This is a genomic window from Spirosoma sordidisoli (assembly GCF_004138325.1).
Lineage (GTDB): Bacteria > Bacteroidota > Bacteroidia > Cytophagales > Spirosomataceae > Spirosoma > Spirosoma sordidisoli.
On record NZ_SBLB01000001.1, the window covers coordinates 2000890 to 2019647 of the forward strand.

Annotated in this window: 6 protein-coding genes; 5 read left to right on the forward strand and 1 reads right to left on the reverse strand. The window is 59.9% G+C overall.

Translation table 11 applies throughout. The annotated features are described in order from the left end of the window. Positions 1-18: 18 nt before the first annotated feature. A complete protein-coding gene (locus tag EQG79_RS08515) occupies positions 19-1743 on the reverse strand; it encodes a S41 family peptidase (protein WP_077923487.1) in 1725 nt (574 codons plus the stop codon). Between the two features lie 342 nt (positions 1744-2085). On the opposite strand from EQG79_RS08515, the gene EQG79_RS08520 reads away from it, so the two are divergent. The 5 genes from EQG79_RS08520 (at position 2086) to EQG79_RS08540 (ending at position 18616) form a co-directional block, all read left to right on the forward strand. Next, entirely contained in the window at positions 2086-3294 is a 1209-nt protein-coding gene (locus EQG79_RS08520) for a glycosyltransferase (protein ID WP_240699306.1), read from the forward strand. Between the two features lie 263 nt (positions 3295-3557). After that, entirely contained in the window at positions 3558-4358 is an 801-nt protein-coding gene (locus tag EQG79_RS08525) for a TolC family protein (RefSeq protein ID WP_240699307.1), read from the forward strand. A gap of 9 nt (positions 4359-4367) precedes the next feature. Then, the gene (locus EQG79_RS08530) at positions 4368-6557 is read left to right on the forward strand and encodes a GumC family protein (protein WP_077923485.1); all 2190 of its coding nucleotides are present in this window, start codon (positions 4368-4370) and stop codon (positions 6555-6557) included. 53 nt (positions 6558-6610) lie between these two features. Then, positions 6611-13315 (forward strand): polyketide synthase, encoded by a 6705-nt coding sequence (locus EQG79_RS08535; RefSeq protein WP_129601099.1) that lies wholly within the window; start codon positions 6611-6613, stop codon positions 13313-13315. Between the two features lie 51 nt (positions 13316-13366). Continuing rightward, a complete protein-coding gene (locus EQG79_RS08540; protein ID WP_129601100.1) occupies positions 13367-18616 on the forward strand; it encodes a non-ribosomal peptide synthetase in 5250 nt (1749 codons plus the stop codon). Positions 18617-18758: the final 142 nt, after the last annotated feature.

Consider the following 18758-nt stretch of genomic DNA (forward strand, 5'->3'; position numbering starts at 1 on the left):
TTCCCGTTTCTAATCGCCTTATTTGGGCTGATTGTACGTGAATGTACCGTGGGCGAGTTTGTCGGCCCGGTCAAATAACTTCAGCGCTTTCTGGTACGTATCGTCGGCCTCGCCAATGACTTTGAAGAACTCGTTGTTCTGGCCGCCTTTGTTGTTCTTCTGGTAGATGTACCGCGCCACTAAGGCTTTAATCTGCGTCCGTATGTAGGGCCTGGAGCGGTTATATTCTTTCTCATTGAACTTGATCCCTGCCGATGTGGCATCTTTCACGAACCGGCCCATCTCCTCGTCGTTGATGGAAACGGTTTTATCGAAGTCAGCAAACGGCAGTTTCTCCAGTTTCTTCCGGTTCGCGTTGGCGTACTCGACGGCAAACTCGCGGATGATGTTTTTGCCATACAGCTGCACCAGGTACGGTGTTTGCCAGCTCGAATCGCGCGGAATGAAGTAGTCCGGGGTAATGCCGCCACCACCGTACACGACCCGACCTCCGTCGGTTTTGAATTTCAGTTTGGGGTCGTTTTTGATCGAGTCGGCAATGTAGTACTCGCCCCGTTTCGAGCGGAGTTCCAGTTCTTTCTCGTAATCCCCTTCCTGACCCGGCACGTAAGGCTTCTGAATGCTCCGGCCGCTGGGGGTGTAGTAGCGCGAGATCGTGAGCCGCAACTCCGACCCGTCAGACAATTGCACCGGCATCTGCACCAGTCCTTTACCAAACGAACGCCGGCCAACGATCAGCGCCCGGTCGTGATCCTGCAACGCGCCCGCCACAATCTCCGACGCCGACGCACTGCCCTCATCGACCAGTACGATCAAAGGCCCATCCTCAAACTGGCCCGCAATCCGGGCGTAGGTCTGCCGGTCGTAGCGGTTGTCTTTACCATCGGTATAGACCAGCAGTTTATTACCGGCAATAAACTCATCGGCAATGCTGGTAGCCCGGTCCATATAGCCCCCCGGATTGTTACGCAGGTCGAGCAGCAACTGGCTCATCCCTTCGGCCCGGAGAGCCGCCAGCGCCGACTTGAATTCATCGTAGGTCGTTTCGGAAAAGCGATTTACCTTGATGTAACCGGTTTTACCGTCAACCATATACGCAGCATCGACCGAATAGGTCGGAATGCGGTCGCGGGTAATGGTGAACACCTTCGGTTTTTCATCGCCCTTGCGCAGGATGGTGAGCCGAACATCGGTACCGCGTTTGCCACGCAGAGCCTTGAACACGGCGCTGTTCTCGATTTTGCCGCCCGCCAGGGCCTGATCATCGACTTTAATAATCTTGTCACCGCTCAGAATACCGGCCGTTTCCGAAGGGCCACCCGCCAGGGGCGTCACCACGTATACCGTATCCTTGTAGATATTGAACTCGATCCCGATACCGTCGAACCCGCCTTCCAGCTGCGACCGGGCCGCAATGGCGTCCTGCGGGTTCATGTAGGCCGTATGTGGGTCGAGCTTCTGCAGCATCTTTTCTATCGAAAAATCGACCAGCTCGTCGGTATTGACCGAGTCGACATAGTTGTTCTCGATTAGCTGCAAGATTTCGCGGTATTTGGTGTACCCCCGCCCAATGGTATTCAGGCTCTTGGTACCGCCGAAAAATGTAGCTCCGATCAGCATACCACCTGCCAGCGTAATGCCCAGCAACATGGGCAACCGAACAGTTGCTTTGTCATTATGAATCGGCGAACGGGGGCTTTTCTGCCCCGCCGATTCGTTGGTCGTTTCGTGTCCTGCCTCCATTCGTTTTAACCCGCTAACTCTGATGTCGTAGTATAGGCATAACGTTGGGAGTATAGCGAAATGTTTGCCAGAAATGCCTATATGGGAAAAAATTGCTAACCGTCTGAAGCCCAAGGTCGCTTTTCGCTCTAAGAGGCCTATTTCGGGCCATGACGAGTACCTGTTATTGCTGAGCGGCCATTAAAGTAAACTAAATATTTCTAACATTTTTTAGTTGGTACTTGACGGATTTACAGAAACGAAGTCTAACTACTTGATTGACATGCTTACCAACCGTCTGGTCAATCTTAACCGCCCAGATTGGTTCTTGATGATTAATAGCCGAATTTCACATTCACTCTCATGTACTTTACTTCGATGTCGCTCGTTTACCTGGCTTATTTTGGCTTTCTGAGCTTTCTGGCGCTGACGGTCCTGTACGTTCTGCTGTTTGCCGTAGCGGGTCGTCTGGGAAAAGCCGATGACAGCGGCCCGCTCCCCCAAACGCCCCGGCTGCGCCGGATCGGGGTCCTGATTCCCGCCTATAAAGAAGACGCTGTCATTATCGATTCGGTAAAAGCCAACCTCCGCCAGCAGTATCCCGCCGAACTCTTCGATCTGATTGTCATTGCCGACTCTATGCAGCCGGCTACCCTGGCCCGGCTGGCCGATCTGCCCATCCGGGTTATGGAGGTCTCGTTCGAGGTATCGACGGTAGCCAAAGCACTTAACGCGGCCCTGGCCCGGATTCCCGACGGGCAGTACGATATCATGGTGGTGGCCGACGCCGACAATATCATGGCGCCCGACTTTCTGGTCCGGATCAACGCGGCTTTCGAGCAGGGCTGGCGAGCCGTACAGGGCCACCGGGTAGCCAAAAATACCAATACCGGCGTGGCGCTGCTCGACGCCATCAGTGAGGAAATCAACAACCATATTTTCCGGAAAGGCACCCGGTCGCTGGGCCTGTCGTCGCCGGTTATCGGGTCGGGCATGGCTTTCGACCTGCGGCTTATGAAGGCCTGCATGACTAACCTCCGCACCATGGGAGGCTATGACAAGGAACTGGAGATAAATGTTGAGCTAAACGGTTACATTATTGGATACCTGGAGCAGGCCTATATATACGATGAAAAAGTAGCCCAGCGAGCCATCTTCGAGAATCAGCGTACCCGCTGGATTGCGGCCCAGTTTCAGTTTCTGCGTATGTATTACAAGAAAGGGCTGGCCGAGCTGGCGCAGGGTCGCCCTACCCCTGCGCTGAGCATGCTCCGGCAGGTTGTACTGCCACGCGTACTCTTGCTGGGCGTGTTGGGGCTTTGCACGCTCCTGGCCCTGCTGACGTTCAACCCAGCGCTGTGGGCTGCTCCGATGGCCCTGTTGATCACCCTGTGTTTCAGCCTGTTTATCTCGATTCCAGCCTATCTGCGGCAGCGCGTTACCCTGCGTGAACTGATGCTGATTCCTATGCTGATGCTGAGTTTCGGACGGGCTGTTCTGAACATGCGGAAGGCCTTCAAACGGTTTATGCATACCCCTCATACAGGCTCGCCAGACGTTCATGTGCCCTAAAAAGTGAGCGAACACAAGTATATTATCTTTATAGAGTGACAGAATTGTAAACAGTTAGTCCAAACAATAGCCCTTACCCCAAATCAACGTGGATTGCCGGTAATAGCCTCTCAGCCAGCAACCACCGAACAATAAAATTAGACGATTCATACGCGACAAAACAGTAACTTGGATACCCGCTGATTCAGTCGTTGAGAAACTGACGCTGTCGGCGCAGCCAAAAACCTTTATTCTGAATGAACATCTGCTTTCGTAGGCAACCATTGCGTACTGTATACCGAATTAGTCTTCTTGTTGTTGCCGGACTGTTGTGGACGTTGACGGCTGGTTTCGCACAGAGCCGGGGCGGGCGGGGACTGGTATCGTTCGGGCGCTCATCGGGGCTGGCCAGTGATACCCTCTACCTCGATGTGAACCAGGACATTGCCGTTCAGCTTCTGCCCTTCGACGAGCTGGTAAAAATGGCCGTTGCCTATTCGCCGGTTATCAAATACCAGAACGAGGTATCCAGCGTCCTGAAAGCGTCTCAGGGCGTTGCGCGCACCCAGATCCTGCAGAACGTTTCGGGTTTTGGCAACTACTCGGGCGGCAATCAGGTCCTCATCGCCAGCGGTAGATCACCTGATTTAAACACCAATCCAATCGGACAGATCGCCAACGGCTATCGGGCGGGGGTCGAACTTCGGGTCTCGCTGTTCGACGTCTTCGGACGGAAACACCTCATCCGGCAGGCCGACGCTAACTACAAGGCCTCCCTGGTTCAGAAAGACATTGCCGAGCTGGAGCTCAAGCAGCAGCTGATCAGCATTTATCAGGATATGATCACGGCCCAGCAGATTCTGAAAACACGACTTATCGACGAGCAGGCTTCGCTGGCCGCGCTTCGGGTAGCCGAAGCCGAGTTGCAGAAAGGCAAAATAACCACCGGTCAGCTGGCCAGCGCCACAACGGCCTACGTACAGGCAAAAGCCACTACCGAGCAAGTCAAAGGCGATTTTCTGAAAAGTGTACACTTGTTCGAAGCCTTGATGGGAACCCCCATCCAGCGGCTGAAACGATACTAATGAGCGGGTATGAATATTAGTGTTTTTCTTCGTTTACTGAAGCAACATCTGCCTTTGTTCGTTCTGATTCCCTGTATCACGGCCGGAACCGCCTGGTACGCCACCCGGAACGAACCCAAGGTCTACAAGTCCGAAGCTACGCTCTATACGGGCCTGGCCTCGGGCTATTCGCTGTTATCTGACAAGCAGGCCGCGTATGGCGATCGCTCCGCCAGTGCTTTCGACAACCTGCTCACTACCCTCTATTCGAAGGAGACCATGCTCCAGGTCGGCATTCACCTGCTGGCCGATCACCTGCGGCTGCAACAGCCCGACAGTCTGGTACTGGGAGCCGGGGGCTTTCAGCAACTACAGCAGGCCGTGCCGCCCAGTCTGCGCTACCAGCTCCCCCTGGAAGGCGACCCGGCGCTGCTGATTACGGCCCTCGACAGCCTGTCGAAAGCGCAGATGACTAACCCCATCAAAGATCTGCTGCTGACATCCAATTCGTACTACTCGCTGCGGCATCTAACCGAAACTCTGAAAGCAACCGCCCGCAAAGCGACCAACGACATCCTGCTGATGGAGTACGAGTCTGACGATCCGGCCGTTGCCCAGCGCACCCTTCGCTACGCCATCGACATGCTGAACGAGCGGTACTCGCTCTTCAAAACCTCCGAAACCAACTCGGTCGTTGGCTACTACGAGGGTAAACTGGCCAAAGCCAAGCAAAACCTCGACGAAGCCGAAGGACGGCTGCGCGCCTTCAACATCCAGCACAAGGTGCTTGACTTCGACTCGGAGTCGAAAAACGTATCGGCCTCCAAAGAGCTGCTGAGTACCGAATACAACCAGGAGCTGATGCGCCGGGATGCGGCCAAAGCCGCCATCGACGCCCTCGACCGCCGGATGGGTCAGCAGGGAAGCGTTCGATCGGCCAACACTGACCTGAGCCTCAAGCAGAAAAAACTGGCCGACGCCGAGAACCAGCTGGCCAACGCCCGCGCCTACAACCAGCCCCGGCATATCATTACCCGGCTCCAGGCAGCCGTTACCCAGGCCAGCGAGGAGCTCAAACTGAGCGCCCAGAAGTACGATGCCGCGGCCAGCGCGCCCGATGCCCTGCCCGCCCAGAGCATGGCCAACGACCGGATGACCAAGATTCTGGAGTATGAAGAATCGAACGCCCGCCTGCGAACCTACAAGAAGCGTATGGACGAGTACCAGGCCAAACTTAGCGAGTACAGCCCGCTCGGCACCCAGCTCCGGCAGCTGCAGCGCGAACTGGCCGTAGCCGAAAAAGAATACCTCGACCTGCTGCAGAACGTCGATCAGTCCCGCATGCGCCGGCAGGATGTCAAGATTGGCGGTACGCTCGAAGTCCTCGACGCCCCCTATTTCCCGCTGCTGCCCCAAGCCGCCAAGCGCTGGCAGCTCGTGGCCATTGGCTTTGGGGTGGGCCTGTTCCTGGCGCTAGTGCTAACGGCGCTGCGCTTCTGGCTCGACAAAAAAATTCATTCGCCCGATCAGGCCGAGCAGATGGTCGGTATGCCCGTTACGGCGGTGTTCCCAACGGTGAGCAAGCCGAATGTGTACTCGAAGGTGACCTGGGCCAGTCGCAGCATGTTTGAGCGGCTGTTCAACGCCATTCACATAGAGATAACCCAGGCTACGTCATCGCCTTACCCCCCCATTATCACCCTGTTCAGTATCCGCCCGAAGCAGGGGAAATCGTGGGTCGCCAACGGACTGGCGCAGCTCTATAACGACGCCGACCAGCAGGTGGCTTACTGCTATCCCCGCCAGAAAGGCAATGAACAGCGCGAGATTCGGAATGGCATTACGTTCTTCCCTTACACCATCCGGCCCGATTTTATGAACGTGACGGATATCAGCTACCTGCTCGACGCCAGTCAGGATTTCGACGCCACCCGCTACGACCGGATTCTGCTGGAACTGCCGTCGCTGATCGACCATCAGATTCCGGTGTTCCTGCTGAAACGGAGTGCGCTGTCGCTGCTCGTCATCGACGCCAACACGGCCTGGACCCGCGCCGAAAAACAACTACTCAGCCTCTACGCCCGCGTTACCAACCAGCCCATGCTGCTGATACTGAACCGGGTGGGTGGCAACTACATGGACGTACCGGGGCGTAACGACGCCAAACTGGCTCCTATTCAGTCTGAGAACTCACTGCATACCCAGCGGAACATGACGTAGACGACGTCGCCCGGCCGCAGCCCCGCTGCCGGGTGGAAAACCTTTCTTTCTCCATGACACCAACCGGCCTTCCCGTAACCTCTTTCCCGCTGGTTCATCAACTCGTTGAACGCGTCGCTGCCGATCACCCCGACCGGCTAGCGGTGGTGCATAATGACGCCCGGCTGACCTACCGGCAACTGAACGACCGCGCCGATGCACTGGCTCAGGCCATTCTGCAACAGGACCCTACTGCCGATTACGTGGCCATCAGCACCCGGCGCTGCTTGGAGATGGTCATTGGCGTGCTGGCCATCGTAAAAGCCGGTAAAGCGTACTTGCCCCTCGACCCCGAACACCCGGAGCAGCGACTCCGCCGGATCATTACCGACTCGGGCCTGAAAACGGGCGTGTCGATCGGGGCCGATGCCGGTGTTTTTGAGACGCTGGGGCTGACGGTTGTCCGGGCCGATCTCGATCATCAGGTAGCCCCGCAGGTGGTGACGCACCGGAACGAGGTGGTCTGTGTACTGTATACCTCCGGCTCGACGGGGCAGCCGAAAGGCGTTTGTCAGCTGCATACCGGCCTGATCCGGCTAATGGACTGGCAGCGTCGGCACGGCATCGTAGGCATGGGTGTCAACACCCTGCAGTTCTGCCACCTGACGTTCGATGTATCGTCGCAGGAGCTGTTTTTGCCGCTCAGCACCGGCGGCACCGTTCACCTGATCGACAACGCCGACCGGCTCGACGCGGGCCGGTTGCTGGCGTTCGTGCGCGATCATCACATCAACCGGTCGTACCTGCCCTACGTGGCCATCCAGTACCTCTGCGAAGCGGCTATTGCCGAAAACCGCTTTCCCGACGAGCTGTGCGAAATTACCATGGGGGGCGAGCAGCTGAAGCTCACCCCGGCCATGCGAACGTTCTTCGAGGCCCTGCCCGAGTGTACGATGATGAACGTCTACGGCCCGGCCGAAGCCAGCATCTGGGTTACCGAATACCGGATGAAAGGCAACGCGTCGGCCTGGCCCACTATCCCACCCATGGGCTGGCCCATTGTTGATGCCAGCCTGTTTATTGTCGACGAAGACCTTAGCCTGCTGCCCAACGGCGAAGCGGGCGAAATCCTGATTGCGGGCAACTGCCTGGCCGCGGGCTACCTGAACCAGCCCGACCTGACCGCCGACCGGTTTATCCGGTGGCAACACCCGCAGCAGGGCGAGTACCGGGTGTACCGCACCGGCGACATGGCCCGCTACCGCCCCGACGGCACGCTGGAGTTTGCGGGTCGGCGCGACGACATGGTCAAGATTCGCGGCAACCGGGTCGAGTTAGGCGAGATCGAAGCCGCGCTCCGGCAAATTCCGCTCCTGGCCGAATCGTCGGTCATGGTGCGCGAGGGCGGCAACGGCCAGAAACAGATCGTCGCATACCTGGTCTCGGTTACGGGCCAGCCCGACGATGCGCTGATCCGGCGTGAACTGGAGCAGCGCGTAACCGACTACATGATGCCGTCGGCTTTTGTCTGGATGGACAAGCTGCCCCGCACCATCAGCGACAAGGTCGACAAGAAACTCCTCCCCGCCCCCGAACTGAAACGTCCGGAGTCGGCCGGGGCCTACCGCGCCCCCAAAACGCCCCTCGAACGCACCATCTGCTCGCTCTGGATGCGGCTGCTGGCCATCGATCAGGTGGGCGTAGACGATAACTTTTTCACCCTGGGTGGCAACTCGCTGCTGGCGCAGCAAACGGTGGCGGGACTGAAACAACAGCAACTGACGCTACCCATTACCAAGCTCTATCAGTTTCCGACCCCGGCCGGTATAGCCCGGTATCTGGGTCAGGCGACCAGCCCCGACAGCCCGACTCCTTTTGCAGAAGCGACGGATCCGGCCGACCCCTCGTCGGCGATTGCCATCATCGGCATGGCGGGCCGTTTTCCGGGGGCCAGCACCATTGAAGCGTTCTGGAACTTGCTGACCGAAGGCCGCGAAACAACCCGCTTCTTCGCGGATGAAGAGCTTGACGGGGCTGTTCCGAACTCGTTCCGGACCGATCCGCTGTACGTAAAAGCGCGGGGCGTTATCGAAGGAGCCGAGCTGTTCGATGCCGGATTTTTCGGACTGGCGCCCAACCAGGCCCGGCTCATGGACCCGCAGCAGCGCGTATTCCTCGAAATAGCCTGGGAAGCCCTCGAACAGACGGGGTACCTGCCGCAACAGTACGGCGGCCGGGTGGGTGTCTTTGCCGGCACCGGGAAGAACACCTACTTTCTCAACAACGTACTGCCCAACCACGAGCTGGTAGCGGCTGCGGGGCCGTTTCAGGTCGAGCTGCTGAACGAAAAAGATTATATCGCCACCCGAACCGCCTACACGCTGGATCTTAAAGGCCCGGCCGTCAGCGTTTTTTCGGCCTGCTCTACCTCGCTGCTAGCGGTAGCCCAGGCCGTGCAGAGCCTCCGGAGCGGCCAGTGTGAGGTAGCGCTGGCGGGTGGTGCCAGCATCACGGCCCCCATCAACAGCGGCCATCTGTACCAGGAAGGCTCCATGCTGAGTAGCGACGGGCATACCCGTCCGTTCAACGCGGGCTCTACCGGCACCGTCTTCAGCGACGGTGCCGGGGTTGTTCTGCTCAAACGGGCCGAAGCCGCCCGGCGCGACGGGGATACCATCTGGGCCATTATCGAAGGCGTCGGCGTCAACAACGATGGCGCTGGCAAAGGCAGTTTCTCGGCCCCTAACGCCGAAGGGCAGGCAGCCGCCATCCGGGCGGCCTACGCCGACGGTGGGGTCGATCCGGCAACGATCAGCTATGTAGAAGCCCACGGTACGGCCACCCCCATCGGCGATCCCATCGAGATCGAAGGGCTGACGATGGCGTTTGGCGAACAGGCCAGTCGGCAGTTCTGCGCGATCGGCTCCGTAAAAAGTAACTTCGGTCACCTGACCGCAGCCGCTGGCGTAGCGGGGCTCATCAAAACCGCCCTCTCGCTCCATCATCGGCAACTTCCCGCGTCGCTGGGTTTCGAGCAGCCGAACCCGGCCATCGACTTCGCCAACAGCCCGTTCTTCGTCAACGCCCGCCAGACCGACTGGTCGGGCGAGTCGGTCCGGCGGGCGGGTGTCAGTTCATTCGGTATTGGCGGTACTAACGTACACGTGGTGCTGAAAGAAGCCGACCGGCCCCAGCCAGCCCCGTCAACGGCTCCGGTACGGCCCGCGCAGCTGATCAGCTGGTCGGCCAGGTCGGCAGACAGCCGCGATGCCTACGCCCATAAACTGGCCGACGCCCTCGCAACCGCCGAGGCACCCGCCCTGGCCGACATCGCCTATACCCTACATACGACCCGCCCCGCCCTGGCCCACCGCCGGTTCGTGGTGGCGGACACGACGGCCGACCTGCTCGACAGCCTGACAAACCCAGCCGCGCAGGCCGCACCGCCCGTTCGGCAGGTACCCGACGACATCGTATTCATGTTCCCCGGTCAGGGCGCGCAGTACCTCAACATGGGTCGGCCGCTGTACGAGAACGAGCCGGTTTTCCGACAGGCCGTCGACGAATGCGCCGACCTGCTGACCGATCAGCTCGACCGCGACATCCGGACGGTAATGTACCCCGACCTGGCCGATGCGGATGCCGAAGCCCGGCTTAACGACACTCGTTATACCCAGCCCGCCCTGTTCATTACCGAATACGCCCTGGCCAGACTCTGGATGCATTGGGGTATCCAGCCCTCAGTCCTCTGTGGCCACAGCATCGGGGAGTTTGTGGCGGCTCACCTGGCCGGTGTTTTCTCCCTGGCCGACGTATTGCAGGTGGTCAGCTCACGGGGGCGACTCGTCAGCGAACAGCCCCGTGGCTCGATGCTCTCGGTGCGTAAAAACGCTGACCTCATCCGGGCCATGTTGCCCGAAACGCTGTCCATTGCGGCTATCAACAGCAAAAACCTGTGCGTCGTGGCTGGCCCTGACGATGCCGTGGCGGAGTTTGCCCGGCAGCTCAGCGACCAGGAGATCCCGAACAAGCGCCTGCCCACGAGCCACGCCTTTCACTCGGCCATGATGGACCCGGTCGCCGAGGCCCTCGAGAGTCAGGTAGCCCGTGTTCCGCTGAACCGGCCTCAAAAACCCATCATCTCGACCCTGACAGGCACGCTGCTGACCGACGCCCAGGCCACCGATCCGCATTACTGGGCACGTCACATGCGCGAAACGGTGCAGTTTGCCGGGGCCCTCGATACCATGCTGGCCTTCGACAACCCGCTGCTGTTCGACCTGGGGCCCGGCAAAATATCGGCAACCCTGGCGCGGCAGCAGGCAGCGGGCAAACCGGTCCCGGTACTGACCGGCCTCGAAACAACCACCGACTGGGCCGTTACCTGCCGGTCGATGCTGACAACCCTGGGGCAGTTCTGGCAACTGGGGCTGACCCCCGACTGGGCCGCCTTCTACGCTGGCCAGCCGCAGAACCGGGTCCTGCTGCCTACGTACGCGTTTACCAAACAACGATGCTGGGTAGACCCGCCCGCGCCCGTAGCTTACCTGCAGTCTGCGCCTTCACCGGCCGAGCCGCTGCCAACCCATACAACCTCAATTGAACCGACTCACTTTCCCCTATTGCCCATGCGAAACGTTGTACTGCTTAACCGAATCAATGAACTGCTGGAAGACGCATCCGGCATCGATCTGGCCGGTGTGCAACCGTCCATGAGTTTCGTGGAGATCGGGCTCGACTCGCTGTTGCTGACCCAGGTAGCCACTACCCTGCGCCGGGAGTTCAACGTACCCATTACCTTCCGTCAGCTCTCGACCGATTATCAGTCGCCCCAGGAGCTGGCGGCTTACCTCGACAAAACCCTCCCGGCCGATCAGTTTCAGCCGGCCCCCGTTCAGGCAACGCCAGCCCCGGCCCCGGCCTCTGCACCGATAGCCGCACCGGTCCCGGCACCCGTCTATGCCGCACCGCCCGTATCGGCAGGGTCGGATACCGCGCTGGGTCTGATTGCGCAGCAGCTCCAGTTGCTGGCCAAACAGGTAGCTTTGTTGCAGGGTGGTACACCGGCACCTCCGGTACCGGCCGCTGCTCCTGCCCCCCAGCCTGCCCCGGTGCTGAACGGGCATACGAACGGCACCAACGGAGCGGCTCATGCCGCACCGAACGGGAAAGCCATATCGATCCCGAACGGGCAGGCCGTTGACATCAGCCCCGAAGAAGCCGCTGAACTCAAAAAACCGTTTGGCGCCACGGCCCGCATCGACCGGCAAACCGCCAACCTGACCAACCGGCAGCAAACCTTCCTGGAACAGCTCACGGCCCGGTACACCCGCAAAACGGCGGGGAGCAAAGCCTATACCGAACAACACCGGAACCAGATGGCCGACCCGCGGGTGGTATCCGGTTTCCGGCCGCTGACCAAAGAGATTGTGTACCCGATTGTTGTTAACCGGTCGCGGGGAACGCGGCTGTGGGATGTCGACGGTAACGAGTACATCGACGTACTGAACGGCTTTGGCTCCAACTTCTTCGGCTACCAGCCCGACTACATCCGCGAGGCCCTGCATCGGCAGATCGACAATGGCTTCGAGGTGGGTCCGCAACACGAACTGGCCGGCACCGTCAGTCAGCTCATCTGCGAAATGACGGGCGCCGACCGGGCTGCGCTCTGCAGCACCGGTTCCGAAGCCGTACTGGGCGCCATGCGGATGGCCCGCACCATTACGGGCCGCTCACTGATCGTAGCCTTTACGGGCTCGTATCATGGCATCATGGACGAAGTGCTGGTGCGGGGCACGAAAAAGCTGAAGTCGTTTCCGGCCGCGGCCGGCATCATGCCCGAAGCGGTACAGAACATACTGATTCTGGAGTATGGCACCGACGAGAGCCTGCGCATCATCCGGGAGCGGGCATCGGAACTGGCCGCCGTACTGGTTGAGCCGGTGCAGAGCCGCCGTCCAGAGTTTTTACCCGTCGATTTCCTGAAGGAAGTGCGCGCCATCACGGCTTCGGCCGGTACCGCCCTGATCTTCGACGAGGTCATTACCGGCTTCCGGATGCACGTAGGCGGTATGCAGGCCGTGCTGGGTATCCGGGCCGACATTGCTACTTACGGAAAAGTGGTGGGCGCAGGCCTGCCAATCGGCGTAATTGCCGGAAAGAAAGCGTTTATGGACGCCCTCGACGGCGGCACCTGGCAATACGGCGACAACTCGGTTCCCGAAATAGGCGTCACCTACTTTGCCGGTACGTTTGTCCGGCACCCGCTGGCCCTGGCCGCGGCCCATGCGTCGCTGACCCACATTCGCGAAAACAGCCCCCGTCTGCAGGAAGGTCTCGCCCACAAAACGACCTGGCTCGCCGATCAGATGAACGCCATTTGCCAGACCCGGCAGCTGCCGTTTTTCGTGGCTCATTATGGATCGCTCTGGAAAATCAAGTTCAAAGACGAGGTTCCTTATACCGAGTTATTGTTTACCTTAATGCGGGAGAAAGGCATTCATATCTGGGACGGCTTTCCCTGTTTCATGACCGAAGCGCATACTGACGCCGACCTTGATGCGGTGCTGGCGGCCTTTAGCGACAGCGTAAATGCCCTGATCGAAGCCGGGTTTATGCGCGGTAGCCTGCCCGCGCCCGCAGCTCCCCAGGGCCAGCTGCTCACGGCAAACCAACCGCCTATTCCCGGTGCCCGGCTCGGCCGCGACCGCCAGGGAAATCCGGCCTGGTTTGTTGCCAATCCTGACCTGCCAGGTAAGTATATGCAGGTGAATAACTAAGCCCGAAATGTCCACACCTCGTCCAACACCCGAGGCAACCTGATAGTACGCATGCTGACAACTGTACCTTACGACCAACTGACCGCCGTTGATTTCGACCCGTTTGCCGGACCGGATATACTGCTCGTCACCCACACCACGGAACCCCAGCGCGAAATATGGCTGGCGTGCCAGTTTGGGGGCAACGAAGCAAACCGCTCCTACAATGAGTCGATCTCGCTCCGTTTTACGGGACAACTGAGCATACCGGCTCTGGAGCGGGCCTGGCACGCCCTTGTGCAGCGGCACGAAGCCCTGCGCTCGGCCTTCAGCGCCGACGGCGAGCAAATGATTGTTTTCCGCGAGCTGTCGGTACCGCTGGAGCTAGTCGATGGCTCGGCGCTGTCAGCCGCGGAGCAGGACCGGCTGGTGGCCGATTACCTGAAGCAGGACGTTCAGACAAATTTCGACCTGACCCACGGCCCGCTCGTTAAAGCCGGGCTGATCAAACGTACCGACGCCAGCTTTCATTTTGTCCTGACCGCCCATCACATCGTCTGCGACGGCTGGTCGACGGGTATTCTGATGCAGGACCTGGGCCGTTTATACTCGGTTTATGTGCGGCAGCAGGAGCCGGTACTGCCGCCCGTCGATGCCTTCAGCCAGTACGCGCTGGAGCAGCGGGCGTTTGTAGAGACCGCCGACTACCGACAGATCGAGCAGTTCTGGCTACAGCAGTTTGCGGGTTCGGTACCCGTACTGGACCTGCCCGTCGACGCCCCCCGCCCCGCCCGCCGTACGTTCCAGAGCGACCGGATCGACTTTAGGGTCGACGGGCCGCTGCTACAGGCCGTCAGGCAGATGGGGGCTAAAGCCGGGTGCAGCCTGGTAACGACCCTGGTGGCCACCGTTGAGGTGCTGATTCACCGGCTGACGGGTCAGACCGACATCGTGCTGGGCTTACCGGCCGCGGGCCAGTCGGCGACTGGCCACGACCGGCTGGTGGGTCATTGCGTAAACCTGCTGCCCCTCCGGAGCTTTCCGCAGCCGGAAATGACGTTCGGTGCCTACCTGCAGAAACGCAAAATCGACCTCCTCGACGCCTTCGACAACCAGCAGCTCACCTTCGGCAGTCTGCTCAAAAAACTGCCGATCCCGCGCGATTCGTCGCGGCTGCCGCTGGTGCCGATGGTCTTCAACATGGATATGGGCCTGGCCGATGGAGTCACCTTTCACGGTCTCGACTACCGCTTCGACACCAACCCACGCGCGTTCGAAAATTTCGAAATTTCGATCAATGCAACGGGCTCGGCCGACGCGCTTCAAATCGAATGGTCATATAACACCCAGCTGTTTCGGGAAGAAACGATCCGGTCGTTCCATCGGCAGTTTGTCGAGCTGTTACAGACCCTGTCGGCTTCGCCCGATACGCGCCTGGGCCAACCCGCTGCGGCTCCGGCGCCCGTAGCTGTAACCGCGCCGGTGACGAGTCCGGTCCGCGCCGACAGGCCGGGCCTTGGGCGTCGGCTGCCGTTTGCCAGCGACCGGGCGCTGCACGACTTCATTCGGGATACCGTTCGGCAGTTTCCGCACAAAACCGCCCTTCGGTTTAAGGAGCAGACGCTGACCTATACGCAACTGAACGAGCAGGCCAACCAGCTGGCCCGGGTGCTGATCGAAGCAGGCGTACAACCCGGCGACCGGGTGGGACTGGCGGTAGAGCGGTCGCTGGAGATGGTTGTCTGCCTGGTAGCCGTCATGAAAACGGGCGCGGCCTACATTCCCGTCGACCCGCGCCACCCTGCCGACCGGATCGGCTACGTACTGGCCGACGCAGGCTGTCAGGTGCTGCTGACCAACCGGGTTCATCAGGGTCGGTTTGCCGTAACCGCGCGCGAACTACTGCTCGAAGACCTCTGGCCAACCCTGCCGGGCTACGCGACCGACGACCTGCCGATCCGCGTGGCGGGCGAATCGCCGGTTTATGTGCTCTATACCTCCGGCACCACCGGCCGACCCAAGGGCGTGCAGATCAAGCACAACAGCGTGGTAAACGTCATGCTGAGCGTACAGCAGCAGCCCGGCCTGAGCCCGACCGACAAAACCGTCTCACTGGCCACCATTGCGTTCGACCTCGCCACCGTCGAAATCTACCTGCCGTTGCTGACCGGTGCCGAACTGGTCATTGTCGATACCGATACCAGCCGCAACGGACCCGCCCTGGCCGACCTGCTCCGCACCGAAGCCATTACCTTTGTTCAGGCTACCCCCGCCACCTGGCGGATGCTGCTGGAATCGGGCTGGCGCGGCACCCGCGACGTTCGGATCATCTCCTGCGCCGAAGCCCTCTCCAAAGACCTGGCGCAGCAGCTGCTTTCGTTCTGTGGCGACCTGTGGAATTTCTACGGCCCGACCGAAACCACGATCTACGCCACCGGCAAAAAGATTTTACCCGACGATGAGCTGATCACCATTGGCCAGCCCATTGCCAACACGACCATCGTCATCAACCCCGAGAACCCCGATTTGTCGGGCGAGATCTGCATTTCAGGAACAGGCGTCGGCATCGGGTATCTGAACCAGGCCACCCTGACCGCCGAGAAGTTCGTGACCGATGCCGCAACGGGCGCCCGCCTGTACCGCACCGGTGATCTGGGGCGCTTTCTGCCCAACGGCGATGTGCAGTACATGGGCCGGATCGATCAGCAGATCAAGATTCGCGGCCACCGCATCGAACCGGGCGAGATCGAGTACAACCTGCTTCAGCAGCCCGACATTCAGGATGCCGTTGTGATTGCGCGCGAAGATCGCCCCGGCGATCAGCGGCTGGTGGCCTACGTGGTGCCGAGCGCATCGGGCAGCGACGAAGGCTCGTCCGAATGGCAGGAACATTGGAACACGATCTATACGCTGGGGAAAGAATCGGAAAGCGACCTGGACCTGGCCGACCAGAACCTCGATGCCGCCATTGTGGCCCAGGTCAGCGATGTAGCCAACGCCCATGAGCAGAACGAAGAATGGATGCAGCAGTCGGTTCGGCGTATCAAAGCCCTGAAGCCGACCAGCATTCTGGAACTCGGCTGCGGAGGGGGGCAGCTGGTGTTTGAACTGGCTCCGCACGTTCGGCAATACATCGCCACCGACTACTCGCAACCCGCTATCGACACCCTGTCGAAGAAACTCCAGCAGCAGCCCGCCAAGTGGGCGAACGTACTGGCCAAAACGGCCCCCGCCGACGACTTTACGGGTATCGAGCCGACCTCGCTCGATATGGTGCTTATCCACGCAGTGGCGCAGTACTTCCCTGACCTCGGCTACCTGCTGAAAGTCATCGAACGGGCTGCCAACGCTACGGCCGATGGCGGTTGTGTGTTCATTGGCGGTATGCAGGGCAAGCACACGCTGACCATGTACCACGCCATTGACCTGATCCGGCGCACGAGCGGCACCCGTACCGTAGCCGAGTTCCGGACCGCGCTGGACCGGCGGGTGCAGCTGGACGATGAGCTGATGGCCGACCCGGCCCTGTTTTATCGCCTGCCGGCGTTTATTCCGCGCATTACCGCCGTTGATATCCAGCTGCGCGAAGGCGTTTACCGGAACGAAGCCACCCGCTACGATTACGACATCTGGCTCTACGTAGGCACCCCGCCTGCCGTAGCCACGCCAGACCAGCGCATCGAGTGGGACAGTCGGCTGTCGGTGGCGTCAATCGGGCAGTTGCTCAGCAGCCATCCGCAGCAGGTTATCCAGGTGATCAACCTGCCTAACCGACGTACGGCAAAAGATCATGCGCTGCTCCAGTTCATCGGCGAAGCCCGACCCGACGATTTCATCGGCGAGGTGCAGGACCGGTACAATGCCCTGCCCGAGACCGGCGTTGACCCGAACGATTTCTGGGGACTGGCCAGCCAGCACGGATTCCGGGCCCATGTTCGCTGGACGGGCAGCCATACCGACAACCGATTCGAAGTCGTCTTCATACCGGCCGACCGCCGGGCTATTCCGCCGAAGCCGTCGGCGCTGGTTACGACCCACGAGCGCCTGAACGAGTACGTCAAAAACCCGTACAAACCGTTTACAGCCGTTTCGAAAGAACATATTGCGGCCTGGAAAGAGCAGCTTCGGCAGGTATTACCGGCCTATATGGTCCCGACAGAGTTTGTGGCGCTGCCGAAACTGCCCGTTACGCCCAACGGAAAAATTGACCGGAAAGCGCTGCCGAAACCCGAACCGGCCGAAGCGCCCGTTGTGAACCGGTTCGTGGAGGCCCAAACGCCCGAAGAAAAGCTGCTGGCCGGTATCTGGACCGGTGTTTTCGGTCTCGACAGCATCAGCGTTCACGACAATTTCTTCGACCTGGGTGGCCACTCCATGCTGGCCGTTCGGGTCATGACCCAGCTGGAGCGCGAAACCGGCCGACGCTTTCCGCTATCGATGCTGTTCGAATACCCAACCATTCATCGGCTGGCACAGCTGCTGCAACCCGACAAACCTACCCGCACGTTTAAGTCGCTGGTGCCGATCAAACCGCAGGGCAGCAAAACCCCGATTTATATCATCCACGGCATCGGGCTGAACCTGCTCAACTTCAGCAGTCTGTCGACCTACATGGACCCCGAGCAACCCATCTACGGCCTGCAGGCCCGCGGTCTCGACGGTACCGAAGAGCCGCTGAACCGGATGGAAGATATTGCCGCCTGCTACATTCAGGAGGTGCTGGAACAGAACCCAACGGGCCCTTACGCCATTGCGGGCTATTCGTTTGGGGGGTATGTAGCTTACGAAATGGCGCAGCAACTCCGGGCGATGGGCAAGGAAATCAAGCTGCTGGCCATGTTCGACACCGACGCCCGTGCCCTGGTTTCGCACAAGAGCCAGCTCAGCCGGCTGGTCTGGCGGATTGGGCGGCAGTTTCCGAAGATGCTCTTCATTGGGCGGTCGCTGATCAACCAGCCTAAAGAAACTATACGCTACCAGCAGGAATACTTCAACCGGCAGGGGCAACTGCTGCTGGAAGGCCTGGGTCTGGCCAGTAAGCCCAAACCCTCAACCGAACTGGGGCATATGGAATACATCATGCAAAAGCATGAAGAGGCTTTTGAGGCTTACCGGCTACAACCCTACAACGGGAAGCTCGACCTGTTCCGGGCGATGACCCGGCTGTATTTCGTCGATGACCAGGTTTACCTCGGCTGGAACGACTTTGCCCGGCAGGGCGTCCGCGTCCACGACGTGCCCGGCGACCATGCTACGCTCATGTACCCGCCCAACGATAAGGCGCTGGCGCTGGCCCTGCAACGCGCGCTGGATCAGGCGTAAATCAGGAGTAGGTCAAACATGAGTCATCCCGAATTTTGAGTGATGGCAAAGACTACCATCAAGGCATTCGAGATAGCTACCCGTAACCGATAAATCGGCACTGAAGCAGTTCGGTGCCGATTGCCGGTTCTGGGTACCCAGC